Consider the following 15600-nt stretch of genomic DNA (forward strand, 5'->3'; position numbering starts at 1 on the left):
GGAGAAATGCTTCATGACAAATCAGCATGTTAATGTAATCGGAGCCGGGCTGGCAGGAAGTGAAGCGGCTTGGCAGCTTGCCAAGCGCGGAGTTCAAGTCAGGCTTTATGAAATGAGACCAGTCAGGCAGACGCCTGCTCATCATACAGATAAATTCGCGGAACTCGTGTGTTCGAACTCGCTGAGAGCCAACACCCTCACAAACGCCGTTGGTGTATTAAAGGAAGAGATGCGCATGCTCGACTCCGTCATCATCTCTTCAGCTGATGATTGCGCCGTTCCTGCGGGCGGAGCCCTTGCTGTGGACCGGCATGAGTTTGCTGGTCTGGTCACAGAAAGGGTGAAGAATCATCCAAACGTGACGGTGATCAATGAAGATGTGTCTGAGATACCAGAAGGACCGACTATTATTGCAACAGGACCGCTGACAAGCCCGGCTTTGTCTGAAAAGCTTAAGCAGCTTACAGGCGAAGAATATTTTTATTTTTATGATGCAGCAGCACCGATCATCGAAGTGGACAGCATCGATCGGGAAAAAGTCTATTTAAAATCACGCTACGATAAAGGCGAGGCGGCTTACCTGAACTGCCCGATGACCGAAGAAGAGTTTGACCGCTTTTATGAAGCACTCATCTCTGCAGAAACTGTGCCTTTGAAGGAGTTTGAAAAAGAAATTTTCTTTGAAGGATGCATGCCAGTAGAAGTGATGGCGAAACGCGGGAAGAAGACGCTCCTTTTTGGACCAATGAAGCCTGTCGGACTTGAAGACCCGCGAACAGGCAAACAGCCATATGCAGTCGTTCAGCTGCGACAGGATAATAGTGCCGGTACGCTATACAATCTCGTAGGCTTCCAGACTCATTTGAAATGGGGACCGCAAAAGGAAGTGCTGCAGCTCATTCCAGGTTTGGAGAATGCGGAGATTGTGCGTTATGGCGTGATGCACAGGAACACGTTCCTTAACTCGCCGAAGCTTTTGAAAGACACATATCAGCTTAAGACACGCGACGACCTGTTTTTTGCAGGCCAGATGACAGGAGTGGAAGGGTATGTGGAAAGTGCGGCGTCTGGGTTGATCGCAGGAATCAACGCAGCACGCTATGTGTCAGGACAAGAGCCTCTTACGTTCCCGCAGGAAACGGCGATCGGAAGCATGGCGCATTATATCACCAATGCAAGCAGTGATAACTTTCAGCCGATGAACGCCAACTTTGGTCTGTTTCCGCCGCTTGACAGAAAAATCCGCAGCAAAAAAGAACGGTATGAGGCATTTGCTGGCAGGGCGCTGGAAACAATTCAGAATTTTATAAAAAAATTATCATAATTCGTTGATAAAGCCCCTAAACTGTGTTAAGATTTAGGGGCTTTGTGAGGTGTTTGAGATGACGATTGTCCGTGATAACATCGAGATGTTTATGAGATATCTATCGATTGAAAAGAACTGTTCGCCTTTAACGATTGAACATTACGAGAAAGATATTATGCATTTTGCATCCTTCATGAAACAGCAGGCAATCAGTGACTTTGCCGCTGTTTCTTATGTTTTAGTGAGACATTATTTGATTGTTCTTCATGATGCCTCGTACAGCAGAAATACCGTTGCGAGGAAAATTTCTTCTCTAAGAAGTTTTTTTAGATTCTTAAACAAAGAAGAAAGCATCTCCCATAACCCGTTCGCTATGGCATCTCTTCCGAAAAAAGGAAGACAGCTCCCGCACTTCTTATATCAGGAAGAAATGGAACAGCTGTTTTCTGTCTGCAGCCTCGAAGACCCTCTCGGGCAAAGAAACCAAGCGATCCTGGAATTGCTTTACGGCACAGGCATCCGCGTGTCGGAGTGCTGCTCCATTAAGGTGAAAGATGTGGATCTGTCGATGGAGACCGTTTTGATCATGGGAAAAGGCCGAAAAGAACGGTATGTACCTGTCGGCTCTTTCGCCCTTTCTGCTATAACCCGGTATCTAGAGGACGGCAGATTAAAGCTTTCAGGCAAATCATCTGTTAAATCAGATTCTCTTTTTTTAAATTATAAAGGGGAACCTTTGTCTTCTAGAAGCGTAAGAACCATATTGAATAAGATTATTGAGCAGTCCTCTCTCAATGTACATATCAGCCCGCACGTGCTGAGGCACACGTTTGCGACTCATATGCTGAATGAAGGAGCCGATCTCAGAGCCGTTCAGGAGCTGCTCGGGCATGCTCATCTTTCCTCTACTCAAGTGTATACGCATGTGACAAAGGATCATTTGAAAAAGATCTATAATAATGCGCATCCTCGCGCATAAAGATCGTACAGGAGGGGTTTTCTAATGACAACATTTCATGCGACTACGATTTTCGCGATCCGGCATAATGGTGAATGTGCGATGACAGGTGACGGTCAAGTTACGTTCGGGAATGCAGTGGTGATGAAGCATACGGCGAAGAAGGTAAGAAAGCTTTATAACGGCAACGTTCTTGCAGGCTTTGCAGGTTCTGTCGCCGATGCATTCACGCTGTATGAAAAATTTGAATCCAAGCTCGAAGAATTCTCCGGCAATCTTCAGCGTGCCAGTGTTGAACTTGCCAAGGCTTGGCGCACCGATCAAGTGCTCCGCAAGCTAGAAGCGATGCTGATTGTCATGAACAAGGATCATCTGCTGCTCATTTCAGGAACTGGAGAAGTGATTGAACCAGATGACGGGATATTGGCGATTGGGTCTGGCGGGAACTATGCCCTTGCTGCTGGAAGAGCATTGAAAAGAAAAGCACCAGAGCTTTCAGCCAAGGAGATCGCATTAGCTTCATTGGAAACCGCTGGCGAGATCTGTGTTTATACGAATACGAACATCGTACTTGAAGAGCTGTAATATGAAGACGAGGAGCGTGGAAGAATGGGTGAACACCAGCATTTAACCCCGAGACAGATTGTTGAAAAGCTTGATCAATACATTATTGGCCAGAACAATGCGAAGAAAGCAGTGGCTGTCGCACTCCGTAACCGTTTTAGAAGAAGCAAGCTCGATGAGAAGCTGCGCGAGGAGATTTCACCGAAGAATATATTGATGATCGGGCCCACCGGTGTAGGGAAAACAGAAATAGCGAGAAGGCTTGCTAAGCTTGTTCAGGCTCCTTTTATAAAAGTAGAAGCGACAAAATTTACAGAAGTAGGTTATGTCGGCCGTGATGTGGAATCGATGGTCCGCGACCTTGTGGAAACATCCATTCGCCTCGTGAAAGAGATCAAAATGCACGAGGTGAAAGATCTGGCTGAAGAAAACGCGAATAAAAGGCTGGTAGAGCTTCTTGCACCTGGCAAGAAGAAAGAAACAGCAATGAAAAATCCGCTTGAAATGTTTTTTGGCGGAGCAGCCAATCAAAACCAGTCAGCCTCGAATACATCCGATGATGATGAGTCACTATCGCAAAAGCGCAGACAGACAGCGCATAAGCTTGCATTAGGCGAGCTTGAAGATCATCTCGTAACGGTTGAAGTAGAAGAGCAGGGCCAAAGCATGATGGATATGTTTCAAGGTACTGGCCTGGATCAGGTCGGGCTGAACATGCAGGATATGCTGGGCGGCTTAATGCCAAAGAAAAAGAAGAAGCGCAAGCTGACAGTTAGAGAAGCGAGAAAGGTTCTGACACAGGATGAAGCGGCCAAATTGATCGATATGGACGACGTGACAAGTGAAGCCGTATACAAAGCCGAGCAGTCAGGCATCATCTTTATCGATGAAATTGACAAAATCGCAGGAAAAAATCAAAATACGGCCGATGTATCAAGAGAAGGCGTACAGCGTGACATCCTTCCGATCGTCGAAGGCTCAACGGTAATGACGAAGTACGGCTCGGTCAAAACGGACCATATCTTGTTCATTGCAGCAGGAGCATTTCATATGGCAAAGCCTTCTGACTTGATTCCTGAGCTGCAGGGACGGTTCCCGATCCGCGTTGAACTGAAGAGTTTAACCGTTGAAGACTTTGTCCGTATCCTCGTAGAGCCTGATAATGCGATCGTTAAACAATATTCCGCACTTCTTTCGACAGAAGGTATAAATGTAGAATTTTCTGACGAAGCTATTGCTAGAATTGCAAATATTGCAGCGGATGTGAACAGGGATACCGATAATATCGGTGCGAGGAGACTGCATACGATTCTTGAGCGGCTGCTTGAAGACTTGTCGTTCGAGGCGCCTGATATCAGTCTGGAGCACATCGTCATCACACCAGAATACGTAGATGAAAAATTGGCGAGCATCGCACGAAACAAAGATTTAAGCCAATATATTTTATAGGATTTCTGTAGGAGGAAATAAAATGAATTTACTAGAGAAAGCAAGAACGATCAACGCCATGCTTCAGCAGTCTGGCGGCAAGCAAGTCAACTTTAAAGAGATGGCAGAAACGCTGCGTGATGTTATCGAAGCAAACATATTCGTGGTGAGCCGCCGCGGAAAACTTCTCGGGATCGCACTCAAACAAGAGATTGCAAACGACCGCATGAAAAAGATGCTAGAAGAGAGACAGTTTCCGACAGACTATACACAAAATCTTTTTAATGTGAAAGAAACGTCTTCGAATCTGGACATCGAAAGTGAATATACAGCATTTCCGGTAGAGAACAAAGATTTATTCGTCACGGGTCTCACGACGATTGTGCCGATCGTCGGTGGAGGAGAGCGTCTTGGGACACTGATCCTTTCAAGACTGACAAACTCGTTCAATGATGATGACCTGCTGCTCGCTGAATATGGAGCAACGGTAGTAGGCATGGAAATATTGCGTGAGAAGGCAGAAGAGATCGAGGAAGAAGCACGAAACAAAGCGATTGTGCAAATGGCGATCAGCTCCTTGTCGTACAGTGAGCTTGAAGCGATCGAGCATATATTTGAAGAACTCGAAGGAAACGAAGGCCTGCTCGTTGCCAGTAAGATTGCAGACCGTGTTGGAATTACACGTTCCGTCATCGTGAACGCACTTCGCAAGCTCGAAAGTGCGGGTGTTATTGAAAGCCGTTCACTTGGAATGAAAGGAACATACATTAAAGTGCTCAACGATAAATTCCTTCTTGAGCTTGAGAAATTAAAAACTTCATAAACGAAAAATACTAACAGCCTTTCTGAATAGAAGGGCTGTATTTTTTTTGTGTTTTTTTGGTAAATGTGTACTACTGTCGATTATGAGCGAAAAGAACTAGGCAAATATAGGACTTTCTATCGAATTAAGTCGAAAATAGAAAAATAATCATAGACACTTTTTGGATATATCACGTAATATATGAAATGTAAGAAAGTTTTGGAAAAATTTTTATGAAATATAGTAAAAAAGAGGGGATGGGTGCATTTGTTCACTGGACCTGTAATAAAAAGCCTCGAAACTGCATTGAACGGGTCCGCCGCCAAACAAAAGGCAATAAGCGATAATATTGCCAATGCGGATACACCTCACTACAAAGCGAAGACAGTTTCGTTCGGCAAAGAGTTGGAAACACAATTGAAGGCGTATAGAACAAACAGCCGTCATATTGAATTTTCAGGAAACCGTCAAGGGACGGTGAAAGTCATGGATAGATCAGGCGGAGATATGAATCATAACGGCAACAATGTAGACATGGATCTTGAAATGTCAGAGATGGCTAAAAACCAGCTTTACTTTCAAGCACTGACACAGAGGATAAACGGGAAGTTCAATTCATTGCAAATGGTCATTAAAGGCGGGAAATAACAATGGGGATCTTTGACGCAATCAATCATTCAGCATCTGGACTCACAGCACAGCGCTTAAGGATGGACATAGCCTCATCCAATATGGCGAATGCCGATTCTACCAGGGGCGAATACATAGACGGAAAATGGCAGCCTTATAGGCGGAAAATGGTCGTTCTCGGGCAAAAAAATACTTCTTTCCATTCCTCGCTAAACATTGCCATGAAAAGCAGTAAAGAGGCAGGCGGAGTGCAGGCAAGTGCTGTAGTAGAAGATAGCAGCGCGTTTAAAATGGTATACCAGCCAAGCCATCCAGACGCCGACGAAGAAGGTTATGTAGCCTATCCGAATGTGGATCCTCTAAAAGAGATGGTCGATCTGATGGGTGCAACAAGATCGTACGAAGCGAATGTTACAGCCTTAAATGCCGCAAAGGGCATGTATTTAAAGGCTTTAGAAATTGGCAGATAGGAGAAACGATAAATGATTAATTCCATCACATCTGTCCAGCCGTCACAAGCGGCAGGCGCAGCGCGGAGCATCACACCGGCTGAAGCGCAAGAGTCATTCAAGGACGCACTCAGCAGTGCCTTGAATTCTGTCAATGAAGCGCAGAGGCAGTCTAACATAGCGACTGAAGCCATGATTACTGGCAAGACAGATAACCTTCATCAGGTGATGATCGCAGCAGAAAAAGCAAGCATCACACTGCAAACAGCGGTTGAGATTCGAAACAAAGCGGTTGAAGCTTATCAAGAAATGATGAGGATGCAGATTTAAAGATTACTAAATTAGTTCGAATCTCTCCAGGTATTTTGGGGGTCATATAAGAAAATTTTTTTGCGGCAACAATTGGGGGAAAAAATGAACGAAAAGTTGAGATTGTTTACAAGTAAAACGAAAAACTTCGTCAACAGCCGGACAGCGATGCAGAAAGCTATAATGGCCGGAGTTTTGTTCTTGGTAATCGCTGTCATCGTAACACTATCGTTTCTTCTATCGAAGCCGGAGCTTGTGCCTCTTTATTCAAACCTATCCCCGCAAGAAGCAGGACAGGTGCAAGAAACGCTTAACAGCAAAGGCATCACCTCAGAGCTTGCTGACGGCGGCAGCACCATTTTAGTGCCGTCTGAAAGTGCCGATTCATTAAAGGTAGAACTGGCGGCTGAAGGCATACCAAAGAGCGGGAACATTGATTTTTCTTTTTTTGGCGAGAAATCGGGATTCGGTATGACGGACAAGGAGTTCAGCATTCTGGAAAGAGAGGCCACTCAGACCGAGATCAGCAGCTTGATCAAGAGCATCAATGGGGTTGAGGATGCTGCGGTCATGATTACCATGCCGGAAGCGGGAGTATTTGTTTCAGATGAGGGGGAATCCGCTTCTGCTTCTGTCGTTCTCACACTGTCACCTGGTGCGAGGCTTGAAACACAGCATGTGAACGCACTCTATAACCTTGTTTCAAAGAGTGTGCCGAGTCTGCCGGTTGAAAACATTGTGATCACCGACCAATACTCCAATTATTACGACCTGGATCAGCCAGCAGGCAGTGATTCGTCATTATCTGCTTACGATGAACAAAGAAAGATCAAGACAGACATAGAGCGCGACATACAGCGCCGCGTTCAGCAGATGCTCGGTACGATAGTTGGACATCAGAAAGTCGTCACAACGGTAACCGCTGATATTGATTTTACGAAAGAGAAGCGGGAAGAAAATCTCGTAGAACCTGTCGATCCAGAAAAGATGGAGGGCATCGAGGTAAGTGTAGAACGGATCAGGGAAACCTTCTCTGGTGAAGGAACACCGCCTGGAGGGCCAGCAGGATCAGGTGAGGAGGAAGTTCCCAACTATCCTGGTACAGCGGCAGGCTCCAACGGAGATTACGAAAAAGTCGAAGAGCGAATCAACAAAGAGGTAAACAAAATTAAGAAAGAAATCGTCGAGAGTCCGTACGAAATCAGAGATATCGGCATTCAGGCGATGGTGGAACCTCCCAACCCTAAAAAACCGGAATCATTGCCGCCTGAACGGTTAGAGGACATTAAACAAATATTGTCCACAATCGTCAGGACGACCATTTCAGAAGACGCAGAGAATCCACTGACGGATGAACAGATTGATGAAAAGGTGTTTGTTTCAGCGCAGCCTTTCAACGGGAAAACCGCGCAAGCAAATGTCGCTTCTGCTGGCATACCGCTTTGGGTGTACATAGGCGGCGGTATACTGCTTGCTGTTATTATCTTCCTTATTTTTGCTCTAAGAAGAAAGTCAAGCGAACAAAAAATCGCGGAAGAAGCTGGAACGGAAATCATGCTTGAGAATTTAAATGTTCCGGATGTCAATAATGAGTTCGAATCAGAGGGCACCATACGCAAGGAGCAGCTGGATCGAATGGCAAAAGAAAAGCCAGATGAATTCGCCAAGCTGCTGCGTACATGGCTTTCAGAAGATTAGGAGGCAGCCATAAACAATGTCAAAAACTCAAAAAGAAATGTCTGGTAAAGAAAAAGCTGCCATCCTCGTGATCTCTTTAGGTCCTGATGCAGCAGCACAAGTATATAAGCATTTAAGTGAAGAAGAGATTGAAAGGCTGACGCTTCAAATTTCGCAGACGAGAAAAGTAGATTCTAATTTAAAAGAAGAGATCATTGAACAGTTTCATCAGCTTGCACTCGCACAGGATTACATAACGCAGGGCGGCATCAGCTATGCCAAATCGGTGCTGGAAAAAGCGATGGGCAAAGACGAGGCGATGCAGATCATCAACAAGCTGACATCGACACTTCAGGTAAGGCCGTTTGATTTTGCAAGAAAAGCAGACCCAGGGCAAATCCTGAATTTCATACAAAACGAGCACCCCCAAACGATCTCACTTATTCTCGCGTATCTTGATTCCTCTCAGGCCGGACAGATACTAAGTGAACTGCCTCAGGAAATGCAGGCTGATGTGGCCAAAAGGATCGCCCTCATGGACAGCACGTCGCCAGAGGTCATCGCGGAGGTCGAGCAAATACTAGAAAGAAAGCTTTCAGCCACTGTCACGCATGACCTGACACAGGCGGGCGGAGTGGAAGCGGTAGTTGAAGTCCTTAACGGAGTGGACAGGACGACCGAACGGACGATTTTAGACGCTCTTGAGAAGCAAGACCCTGATCTGGCAGAAGAAATCAAGAAACGGATGTTTGTATTTGAAGATATCGTCACGCTCGATAACCGTGCGATACAGCGAGTCATCAGAGAGGTCCAGAATGAAGATCTCCTGCTGTCGCTTAGAGCTTCAAGCGAAGAGGTCAAGAGTGTACTTTATCAAAACATGTCCAAGCGCATGGCAGAGACATTCCAAGAAGAAATGGAGTACATGGGCCCAGTGAGGCTGCGTGATGTAGAGGAAGCACAATCTCGCATCGTTTCATCTATTAGAAGGCTTGAGGAAGCCGGCGAGATCGTCATTGCACGCGGCGGAGGAGATGATGTGATTGTCTAATATTATTAAACAATCAAACCCCTCTGATGCTGCTGCCCAAGTGGTCATTGGCATCAAGCAAATTGAGAGACAAGCTCCTCCGGCATCGCTGCCAGAGGAGATCACACCAGAACAGCTGCTGCAGCTGACACGCCTTGAAGCTGAAAAGCTTATACAAGCAGCAGAAGATGAGGCGAACGAATTAAGGCAGCAGATGATGGAAGAGTATGAAAGCCATCAGATAAAGCTGGAGCAAATGGAACAGGATCTTCTAAACAAACGGAATGCTGATAGCGAGGCGGCCAAAGCAGCGGGCTATGAAAAGGGATTTAAAGAAGGGTCCGCCGCTGGCGCATCGCAGTGGGACCTGAAATTGAAAGAAGCGGAAAAAATCATTCTTTTATCAAGGGAAGCCTACAACAGCCATATCGAAAGTTCTGAACGCGTCATCGTTGAAATGGCATCCGCAGTCGCGAGAAAGATAACGGGCTCAGCACTGAAAGAGGAAAGCGTCTGGGTTGATTATGTGAAGCAGCTCATTAAAGAAGTGCGGGAAACCGGTGAAATTAAGCTGTATGTCCATCCAGATTGGTATGAAAAGACGATCGTATATCGTGATGAACTGAAAAATATCTTGTTAGGCACAACCGCATTATATATATATCCCGATGCATCCTTAAAGGAATATGGATGCGTCATTGAATCTCAGTTCGGAAAGATGGATGCCACTTTAGACAGCCAGCTGTCAGAAATCAAAACCGCACTGCTTGACCGACTGGAGGGAACGGACGATGAAGGCCGCTGACCTTATTCAGGAAATCAGCAGCATCAACGCCTACAAAAGCTATGGGAAAGTCGTTAAAGCGGCAGGTCTGCTGATAGAATCACGAGGCCCTAAAGCAGCGGTTGGAGAGGTATGCCTCATACACACCGCGCATGCAGCAAGGCCGGTAAAGGCTGAGGTTGTCGGTTTTTATAAAGAAAACCTTCTGTTGATGCCTTACACAGAAGTGAGGAACATCGCAGCGGGAAGCCTAGTAGAAGCGACCCGCAAGCCGCTCCAGATTAAAGCAGGGGTGGATCTGATCGGGTGTGTACTGGATGGATTAGGTAACCCGCTCGATCAGAGCGAGCTTCCAAAGGGGCTTAGCACAATCTCTGCTGAAAACGAACCGCCTAACCCGATGCACAGGCCGCGCATCAGCGAAACCGTTTCATTAGGCATCCGCTCCATCGACAGCTTGCTCACCGTTGGAAAAGGCCAGAGGATCGGAATTTTCGCAGGAAGCGGTGTAGGCAAGAGTACTTTGCTCGGTATGGCAGCGAGAAATTCAACGGCTGATCTGAACGTGATCGCCCTTATCGGTGAACGTGGAAGAGAAGTTATGGATTTCATCGAACGTGACCTTGGAGAAGAAGGGCTAAAGCGCTCTGTCGTCATCGCGGCAACATCCGATCAGCCGGCATTGATGAGGATAAAAGGTGCTGAAACGGCAACAGCTATCGCAGAATACTTCCGTGATATGGGGAAGAACGTGATGCTTATGATGGATTCAGTCACGCGTGTGGCTATGGCCCAGCGTGAGATCGGACTGGCGGCTGGCGAGCCTCCAACAACAAAAGGCTACACGCCGAGCGTTTTTGCCAAGCTTCCGAAGCTGCTTGAACGATCAGGAACGAGCAGCAAGGGTACGATCACCGCGTTTTATACGGTGCTTGTGGACGGAGATGACATGAACGAACCGATCGCTGATGCAGTAAGAGGAATATTGGACGGACACTTTGTTCTCGACAGATCACTAGCCAATAAAGGACAGTTTCCTGCTATTAACGTGCTCAAGAGTGTGAGCAGGGTGATGAACGATATTGTGCCAAACGAGCATCTTACTGCAGCAGGCAAAGTACGCGAGCTCTTATCGGCATACTATGACGCAGAAGACTTGATCAACATCGGAGCCTACAAAAGAGGTTCATCCAAATCGGTAGATGAAGCGATCAGTGCGTTTCCTGCTATCATTTCCTTTTTAAAGCAGCATGTGCATGAAGACTCAAGCTTTAAAGATTCGTTAGACCGGCTTATGGCCGAGTGGGGGGAACCGTAAGATGGCATTTCAGTTCAAGCTTGAAAAGGTCCTGATGCTAAAGGAAAAAGAAAAAGAATCGTTTGAAGAAGAGTACCGCCAGTCAGTCCAGGCGTTTGAACAGGCAGCAAGCGAACTATACAGCCTTCTGAAACGAAAAGAAGAAATAGAAGAACATGCCGACAGCCAGTTTCATGCCAAGTTGTATGTGAACGAATTACAGTCGACACAGCGTTTTTTATTATCAGTAGAAAAGAAGATCCTGCTGCTTCAAAAGAAGGTTCAAACAGCGAGAGAGCAAATGGCATTCGCTCAAGAGAAGCTTATGTATAAAGCAGTAGAAGTGAAAAAATATGAAACGTTAAAAAGTAAACAGTGCAGCGAGTTCACGGCGCTTCAGCTTGTAAATGAAAACAAGCAAAATGATGAATTCTCGGTATTGCGCTACGCGAGATGATAGAAACGGGTGATAAGATGGAGCAGGAGGAAAAATCAGGAAGATTAGCCTGGTTCCTGATGGTCATTGTTGTACCGCTGATTTTTGCATTAACAGTCTTTGCAATCGTGCTATCCATGATGGGCTTCAATGTGAAAGACGAGGCAGCGAATTTGGGTAGAAGCCTGCCAGTTCTTTCTTCCTTTTTTGAAGGATCAGAAAAAGCGAGCATCGTCAGCAAAGGTACACTTGATAGCGAGGCGCAGTACGCCAGTAAACAGCTGAAAGAACAGCGTTCCTACATTAAGAGACTTGAAGCCGATCTTCAAAAAAAAGAAGAGGAGACATCGTCGCTGAAAGACGAATTGGTCAAGCTAAAGCAGAAGAATGAAGAATCTTCCGCAGCGGCCGAGCTGAAAAAAGAAGGCAGCTTGTCCGCCCTTTATGGCGAGATGTCAGCAAAGCAAGCAGCGGCCGTCCTTGTTCTTTTAGATAGTGCCTCAGCAGCAGATATCCTGCAATCGCTGGAAACAGAAAAGCAAGCTGATATTTTGAGCAAGATGGATCCTGCTGATGCAGCAGAGATGACCGTCCTGCTGGCTCAATAATTTGTCATAGGAAGGAGGGAGAAACATTGGCTACCGTTTCATTGCAGCATGATACTTGCCTTACCCCGCTGTCAAAAGACAATACGGCAAAAACGCAGAACAAAAGCGTCACAGACTTTTTTTCGCTGTTGCTTCAGTCAAACTCTGCAGCCGTCACGGACGTGCATGCACTTGAGGAGAAGCTTTTGCCAATAGATGTGGATGCATTGGCTGCAGAGATAAAAGAAATGCTGCCTGAAGATGTTTCTTTATGGCAGTCAGGCATGCTCGATGACCCGAGTGCAGAGGAGATCATGGATATGCTGCCGCCTGATGTCAAAGAAGAGCTCGAATTTTTCGTCCAATCATTGCAAACGCTCGAGCTGACAGAAAAGGCGCTCTCTGACTCTGCAGCACCCGCAGCCATCCTGATGGCACTGCTTCACCATGCTTCGAAAGGAAGCTTAATGCTGAGTGAAGGAAGCAGCCGGCAGGCTTTAATTGAGTTCATTAAACAGCAGCTTAAAGGCAATGGAACTGAAACAGGGAACAAGGCGCAAACCTATTCGCTCGCTTTCGAAGCAGACAAAGTGAAAGGCAACAGCCGCCTGCTGCGAATCGAACATAACGAATCGAGCGGATTTGTGTTCAAAAAAGGAATCACGCAAGAACAGGCAGCCGTTACCAGCTCCACTCACGCTCTTCAGGCAAAAGCCCATCTGCTTAGTGCCCTAACACGTCAGGTGCAGCCTGCTTCATCATCACCGAGCACAGAGGTGCACGTGTTTCATCAAGGGACCATGACGGCAGCAGAACAGCTGGCCATCCAGCTTCCTGCCGGCAACAAACTATCAGAATCCCGGTTCCTTCGAGAGTTTCAATCTATCCTGCAAAAAGGGAAGCTGGCTGCTTTAGCAGGAGGATCATCATCCATCACCTTGAAGCTAAATCCAGAGAACCTGGGATCGATCAGTATTGAAATAGTGCAGAAAAATGGTGAGCTGACAGCGAAAATAACGGCCGCTTCAATAGCAGCTAAAGAAGCGATCGATCAACATATGGGAACATTGAAAAACGCCTTAACATCGCAAAAAATTGCGCTTGAACAGATTGATGTCTTTGTACAAGAGAAGATGAGTCTATACAAAGATCAAGGCGGAAACAGAGAACCTCGACAAGAGGCGGATCAGCAGCAAAGCTTTGATGATGAGAAAAACGATCCAGACAGTCGTAATTTTTCAGACATACTGCAACTTCTTAGCGAGAGGGTGTAATTCATGAACAATGCGATAAAAAATGATCTCTTGCTTGCTGACTATCAGGCTAAAGAACGGTCAGCCGGCAAAAGTGTGCTCGGAAAAGACGACTTCCTCAAAATATTGATCACCCAGCTGCAAAACCAAGATCCGTCCAATCCGATGCAGGACAGAGAGTTCATCGCCCAGATGGCTACCTTTTCTTCACTGGAACAGATGACGAACCTGAACAAGACGATGGAGCAATTCTTGGGGATGCAGGCGGAAACGATGCTGTATCAGCACAGCCAGATGATAGGTAAGCAAGTTTCATACGAAGTGAGTGAAACGAAGGATGACGGCACGACGACCACCATCACCAAGGAAGGCCAAGTGAAGTCGGTGTTCTGGGACAAAGGACAAACGAAGCTCGAGCTGGCTGACGGCACGAAGATCGATAGCATCCAAGTTATCAAGATCAGCGAAGGTGCATCATCAGGTTCGTAAAAAAGACTTATTGCCAAGAGTAAATTTAAAGGAGAATGCCACATGTTGAGATCGATGTATTCTGGAATCAGCGGAATGAAAAACTTTCAAGTCAAGCTTGATGTAATCGGAAATAATATCGCGAACGTGAACACGTACGGCTTCAAAAAAGGGCGCACGACTTTCAAGGATCTTGTCAGCCAGCAGATTGCCGGAGCAACAGCTCCAGGCACGGACCGAGGCGGTGTGAACGCGAGGCAGGTCGGCCTCGGCTCCCAAATCGCTTCTATCGACACGGTTCAAACGCAGGGTAGCCTGCAGACAACCGGACGTCCGCTAGATCTAGGGATTTCTGGAGATGGATTCTTTATTGTGGGTACAGGTACAGCGACTGCACCTAACATGAATTTTACTAGAGCCGGGAATTTCTATTTAGATAAGGATGGAACATTGGTTAACTCAGATGGTTTATTTGTGGTCGGTTATCCTTCTACAGGAGGAGTCGTGAATACTTCACAATTCGGGAAAATCAAAATACCGACTGATGCAAAAAGCTTTAGCATAGGTGCTAATGGAGTCGTCAACTATGTGGATGGTACAGGGGGGTTATTGCAAGCCGGGCAGATTATGCTGGCAAAATTCCCGAACAATGAAGGCTTGGAAAAAATCGGTCAAAATTTGTATAAAAATTCCGCAAACTCTGGTCCTGCTCCTACAGCAGTTGGTGATCTTGTTATTCCAGGAGAAGAAGGAGCAGGTTCCATCGTCTCCAGTGCCCTTGAAATGTCCAACGTTGACCTTTCTGAGGAGTTTACAGAGATGATCGTCGCACAGCGCGGTTTTCAGGCGAACACGCGGATTATCACGACTTCTGACGAGATTCTGCAAGAACTAGTGAATCTGAAACGATAATACGAGGGGAGGCAGGGCTGTTTTCATAAAAAAATAGCCTGTCTTACATGATTACGTTAACGAGGCTGAACGGTGAGTCATTTACACTGAATGCTCTGTACATTGAACAGGTGCAATCATTTCCGGACACGACGATCACATTGACGAGCGGAAAGAAAATGGTGGTAAAAGAATCAGAAAAGCAGGTAGGTGAGAAGGTGGCGTCATTCTATCGAAGGATCGCCCTCCTTCCTGTAAACATAATGGCAGAGGAAGAAGAATGATGGGCAATAAAAAAACATTTATTATCATGTTCTCCATGCTTCTGGCGATTTCTGCTGTCGGGGCATCGGGGTATTACATATTTACGATGTTTTCACCTAAGACCGAGGCCTCTGTGCCGACAGCAGAAGAGCTTGAAGAGTTGACGGTTGAAACAGAAGAGATCACAACAAACCTGCTCGATGATGCTTATGTGAAAATCCGCTTTAAAATACAGGCGGACAGCAAGGAAGGCAAGGAAGAGCTTGAAAAGAGGCTGTTTCAAGTGAACAACCTGATCATCTATGAAATATCCGGAATGAAAACGGAAAGCTTGAAAGGTCCTGCAGGAATGGCCGGCCTTGAGAAAACACTGCAAGGGAAAATTTCTAAAATTATGCTCGACGGTAAAGTCTCAAAAGTGTATACCACACAAAAAATTATCCAATAACAACTTAAGCCAGAAAAGA

The 15600-nt window shown here is 46.2% G+C and carries 19 protein-coding genes; all 19 read left to right on the forward strand.

Annotated elements, in window-relative coordinates; all coding sequences use genetic code 11:
• Positions 1–13: 13 nt before the first annotated feature.
• Positions 14–1324 carry an FADH(2)-oxidizing methylenetetrahydrofolate--tRNA-(uracil(54)-C(5))-methyltransferase TrmFO gene (trmFO, locus tag ACFQPF_RS10740; protein ID WP_379749449.1) on the forward strand — a complete coding sequence of 437 codons (1311 nt, stop codon included), beginning with the start codon at positions 14–16 and terminating at the stop codon, positions 1322–1324.
• 58 nt (positions 1325–1382) lie between these two features.
• Positions 1383–2285, forward strand: a complete 903-nt coding sequence (gene xerC / locus ACFQPF_RS10745) for a tyrosine recombinase XerC (protein WP_379749700.1) — start codon at positions 1383–1385, stop codon at positions 2283–2285.
• A 24-nt stretch (positions 2286–2309) separates the two neighbouring features.
• Positions 2310–2849, forward strand: a complete 540-nt coding sequence (hslV, locus tag ACFQPF_RS10750; protein WP_379749452.1) for an ATP-dependent protease subunit HslV — start codon at positions 2310–2312, stop codon at positions 2847–2849.
• A gap of 24 nt (positions 2850–2873) precedes the next feature.
• Positions 2874–4277, forward strand: coding sequence for an ATP-dependent protease ATPase subunit HslU (hslU, locus tag ACFQPF_RS10755; protein WP_379749454.1), 1404 nt, complete (start codon positions 2874–2876; stop codon positions 4275–4277).
• 22 nt (positions 4278–4299) lie between these two features.
• The gene (gene codY / locus ACFQPF_RS10760; protein ID WP_379749456.1) at positions 4300–5079 is read left to right on the forward strand and encodes a GTP-sensing pleiotropic transcriptional regulator CodY; all 780 of its coding nucleotides are present in this window, start codon (positions 4300–4302) and stop codon (positions 5077–5079) included.
• Between the two features lie 240 nt (positions 5080–5319).
• Positions 5320–5706, forward strand: coding sequence for a flagellar basal body rod protein FlgB (gene flgB / locus ACFQPF_RS10765; RefSeq protein WP_379749458.1), 387 nt, complete (start codon positions 5320–5322; stop codon positions 5704–5706).
• A gap of 2 nt (positions 5707–5708) precedes the next feature.
• Positions 5709–6158, forward strand: coding sequence for a flagellar basal body rod protein FlgC (gene flgC / locus ACFQPF_RS10770; protein ID WP_379749460.1), 450 nt, complete (start codon positions 5709–5711; stop codon positions 6156–6158).
• Positions 6159–6170: 12 nt separating this feature from the next.
• On the forward strand, positions 6171–6467 hold the full coding sequence (gene fliE, locus ACFQPF_RS10775) for a flagellar hook-basal body complex protein FliE (protein ID WP_379749462.1): 297 nt from the start codon (positions 6171–6173) through the stop codon (positions 6465–6467).
• Positions 6468–6551: 84 nt separating this feature from the next.
• Positions 6552–8144, forward strand: a complete 1593-nt coding sequence (fliF, locus tag ACFQPF_RS10780) for a flagellar basal-body MS-ring/collar protein FliF (protein ID WP_379749464.1) — start codon at positions 6552–6554, stop codon at positions 8142–8144.
• 16 nt (positions 8145–8160) lie between these two features.
• Complete coding sequence (gene fliG, locus ACFQPF_RS10785) at positions 8161–9174, forward strand: flagellar motor switch protein FliG (RefSeq protein WP_379749466.1); 1014 nt, start codon at positions 8161–8163, stop codon at positions 9172–9174.
• Positions 9167–9958 (forward strand): flagellar assembly protein FliH, encoded by a 792-nt coding sequence (fliH, locus tag ACFQPF_RS10790; RefSeq protein WP_379749468.1) that lies wholly within the window; start codon positions 9167–9169, stop codon positions 9956–9958. The genes fliG and fliH overlap by 8 nt, the downstream gene beginning before the upstream one ends.
• Positions 9945–11255 carry a flagellar protein export ATPase FliI gene (gene fliI / locus ACFQPF_RS10795; RefSeq protein WP_379749471.1) on the forward strand — a complete coding sequence of 437 codons (1311 nt, stop codon included), beginning with the start codon at positions 9945–9947 and terminating at the stop codon, positions 11253–11255. The genes fliH and fliI overlap by 14 nt, the downstream gene beginning before the upstream one ends.
• 1 nt (position 11256) lies before the next feature.
• Positions 11257–11691, forward strand: coding sequence for a flagellar export protein FliJ (gene fliJ / locus ACFQPF_RS10800; protein ID WP_379749475.1), 435 nt, complete (start codon positions 11257–11259; stop codon positions 11689–11691).
• Between the two features lie 17 nt (positions 11692–11708).
• Positions 11709–12278, forward strand: a complete 570-nt coding sequence (locus tag ACFQPF_RS10805) for a MotE family protein (protein WP_379749478.1) — start codon at positions 11709–11711, stop codon at positions 12276–12278.
• A 26-nt stretch (positions 12279–12304) separates the two neighbouring features.
• A complete protein-coding gene (locus ACFQPF_RS10810; RefSeq protein WP_379749480.1) occupies positions 12305–13531 on the forward strand; it encodes a flagellar hook-length control protein FliK in 1227 nt (408 codons plus the stop codon).
• Positions 13532–13534: 3 nt separating this feature from the next.
• Positions 13535–13999 carry a flagellar hook assembly protein FlgD gene (gene flgD, locus ACFQPF_RS10815; protein ID WP_379749483.1) on the forward strand — a complete coding sequence of 155 codons (465 nt, stop codon included), beginning with the start codon at positions 13535–13537 and terminating at the stop codon, positions 13997–13999.
• Between the two features lie 42 nt (positions 14000–14041).
• Positions 14042–14890: a flagellar basal body rod protein FlgG gene (flgG, locus tag ACFQPF_RS10820; protein WP_379749485.1), complete on the forward strand. Its 849-nt coding sequence runs from the start codon at positions 14042–14044 to the stop codon at positions 14888–14890.
• Positions 14891–14937: 47 nt separating this feature from the next.
• On the forward strand, positions 14938–15153 hold the full coding sequence (locus tag ACFQPF_RS10825) for a flagellar FlbD family protein (protein WP_379749487.1): 216 nt from the start codon (positions 14938–14940) through the stop codon (positions 15151–15153).
• The gene (gene fliL / locus ACFQPF_RS10830) at positions 15150–15581 is read left to right on the forward strand and encodes a flagellar basal body-associated protein FliL (protein WP_379749489.1); all 432 of its coding nucleotides are present in this window, start codon (positions 15150–15152) and stop codon (positions 15579–15581) included. Before ACFQPF_RS10825 ends, fliL begins: the two co-directional genes overlap by 4 nt.
• The last annotated feature ends 19 nt before the right edge of the window (positions 15582–15600 follow it).

Origin of the sequence: Fictibacillus iocasae, from assembly GCF_042665465.1 — a bacterium.
Lineage (GTDB): Bacteria > Bacillota > Bacilli > Bacillales > Fictibacillaceae > Fictibacillus > Fictibacillus iocasae.

Coding starts and splice junctions, on each gene's coding strand:
- trmFO (WP_379749449.1), top strand. CDS start 14: ATGACAAATCAGCATGTTAATGTAATCGGAGCCGGGCTGGCAGGAAGT.
- xerC (WP_379749700.1), top strand. CDS start 1,383: ATGACGATTGTCCGTGATAACATCGAGATGTTTATGAGATATCTATCG.
- hslV (WP_379749452.1), top strand. CDS start 2,310: ATGACAACATTTCATGCGACTACGATTTTCGCGATCCGGCATAATGGT.
- hslU (WP_379749454.1), top strand. CDS start 2,874: ATGGGTGAACACCAGCATTTAACCCCGAGACAGATTGTTGAAAAGCTT.
- codY (WP_379749456.1), top strand. CDS start 4,300: ATGAATTTACTAGAGAAAGCAAGAACGATCAACGCCATGCTTCAGCAG.
- flgC (WP_379749460.1), top strand. CDS start 5,709: ATGGGGATCTTTGACGCAATCAATCATTCAGCATCTGGACTCACAGCA.
- fliE (WP_379749462.1), top strand. CDS start 6,171: ATGATTAATTCCATCACATCTGTCCAGCCGTCACAAGCGGCAGGCGCA.
- fliF (WP_379749464.1), top strand. CDS start 6,552: ATGAACGAAAAGTTGAGATTGTTTACAAGTAAAACGAAAAACTTCGTC.
- fliG (WP_379749466.1), top strand. CDS start 8,161: ATGTCAAAAACTCAAAAAGAAATGTCTGGTAAAGAAAAAGCTGCCATC.
- fliI (WP_379749471.1), top strand. CDS start 9,945: ATGAAGGCCGCTGACCTTATTCAGGAAATCAGCAGCATCAACGCCTAC.
- fliJ (WP_379749475.1), top strand. CDS start 11,257: ATGGCATTTCAGTTCAAGCTTGAAAAGGTCCTGATGCTAAAGGAAAAA.
- ACFQPF_RS10805 (WP_379749478.1), top strand. CDS start 11,709: ATGGAGCAGGAGGAAAAATCAGGAAGATTAGCCTGGTTCCTGATGGTC.
- flgD (WP_379749483.1), top strand. CDS start 13,535: ATGAACAATGCGATAAAAAATGATCTCTTGCTTGCTGACTATCAGGCT.
- flgG (WP_379749485.1), top strand. CDS start 14,042: ATGTTGAGATCGATGTATTCTGGAATCAGCGGAATGAAAAACTTTCAA.
- ACFQPF_RS10825 (WP_379749487.1), top strand. CDS start 14,938: ATGATTACGTTAACGAGGCTGAACGGTGAGTCATTTACACTGAATGCT.
- fliL (WP_379749489.1), top strand. CDS start 15,150: ATGATGGGCAATAAAAAAACATTTATTATCATGTTCTCCATGCTTCTG.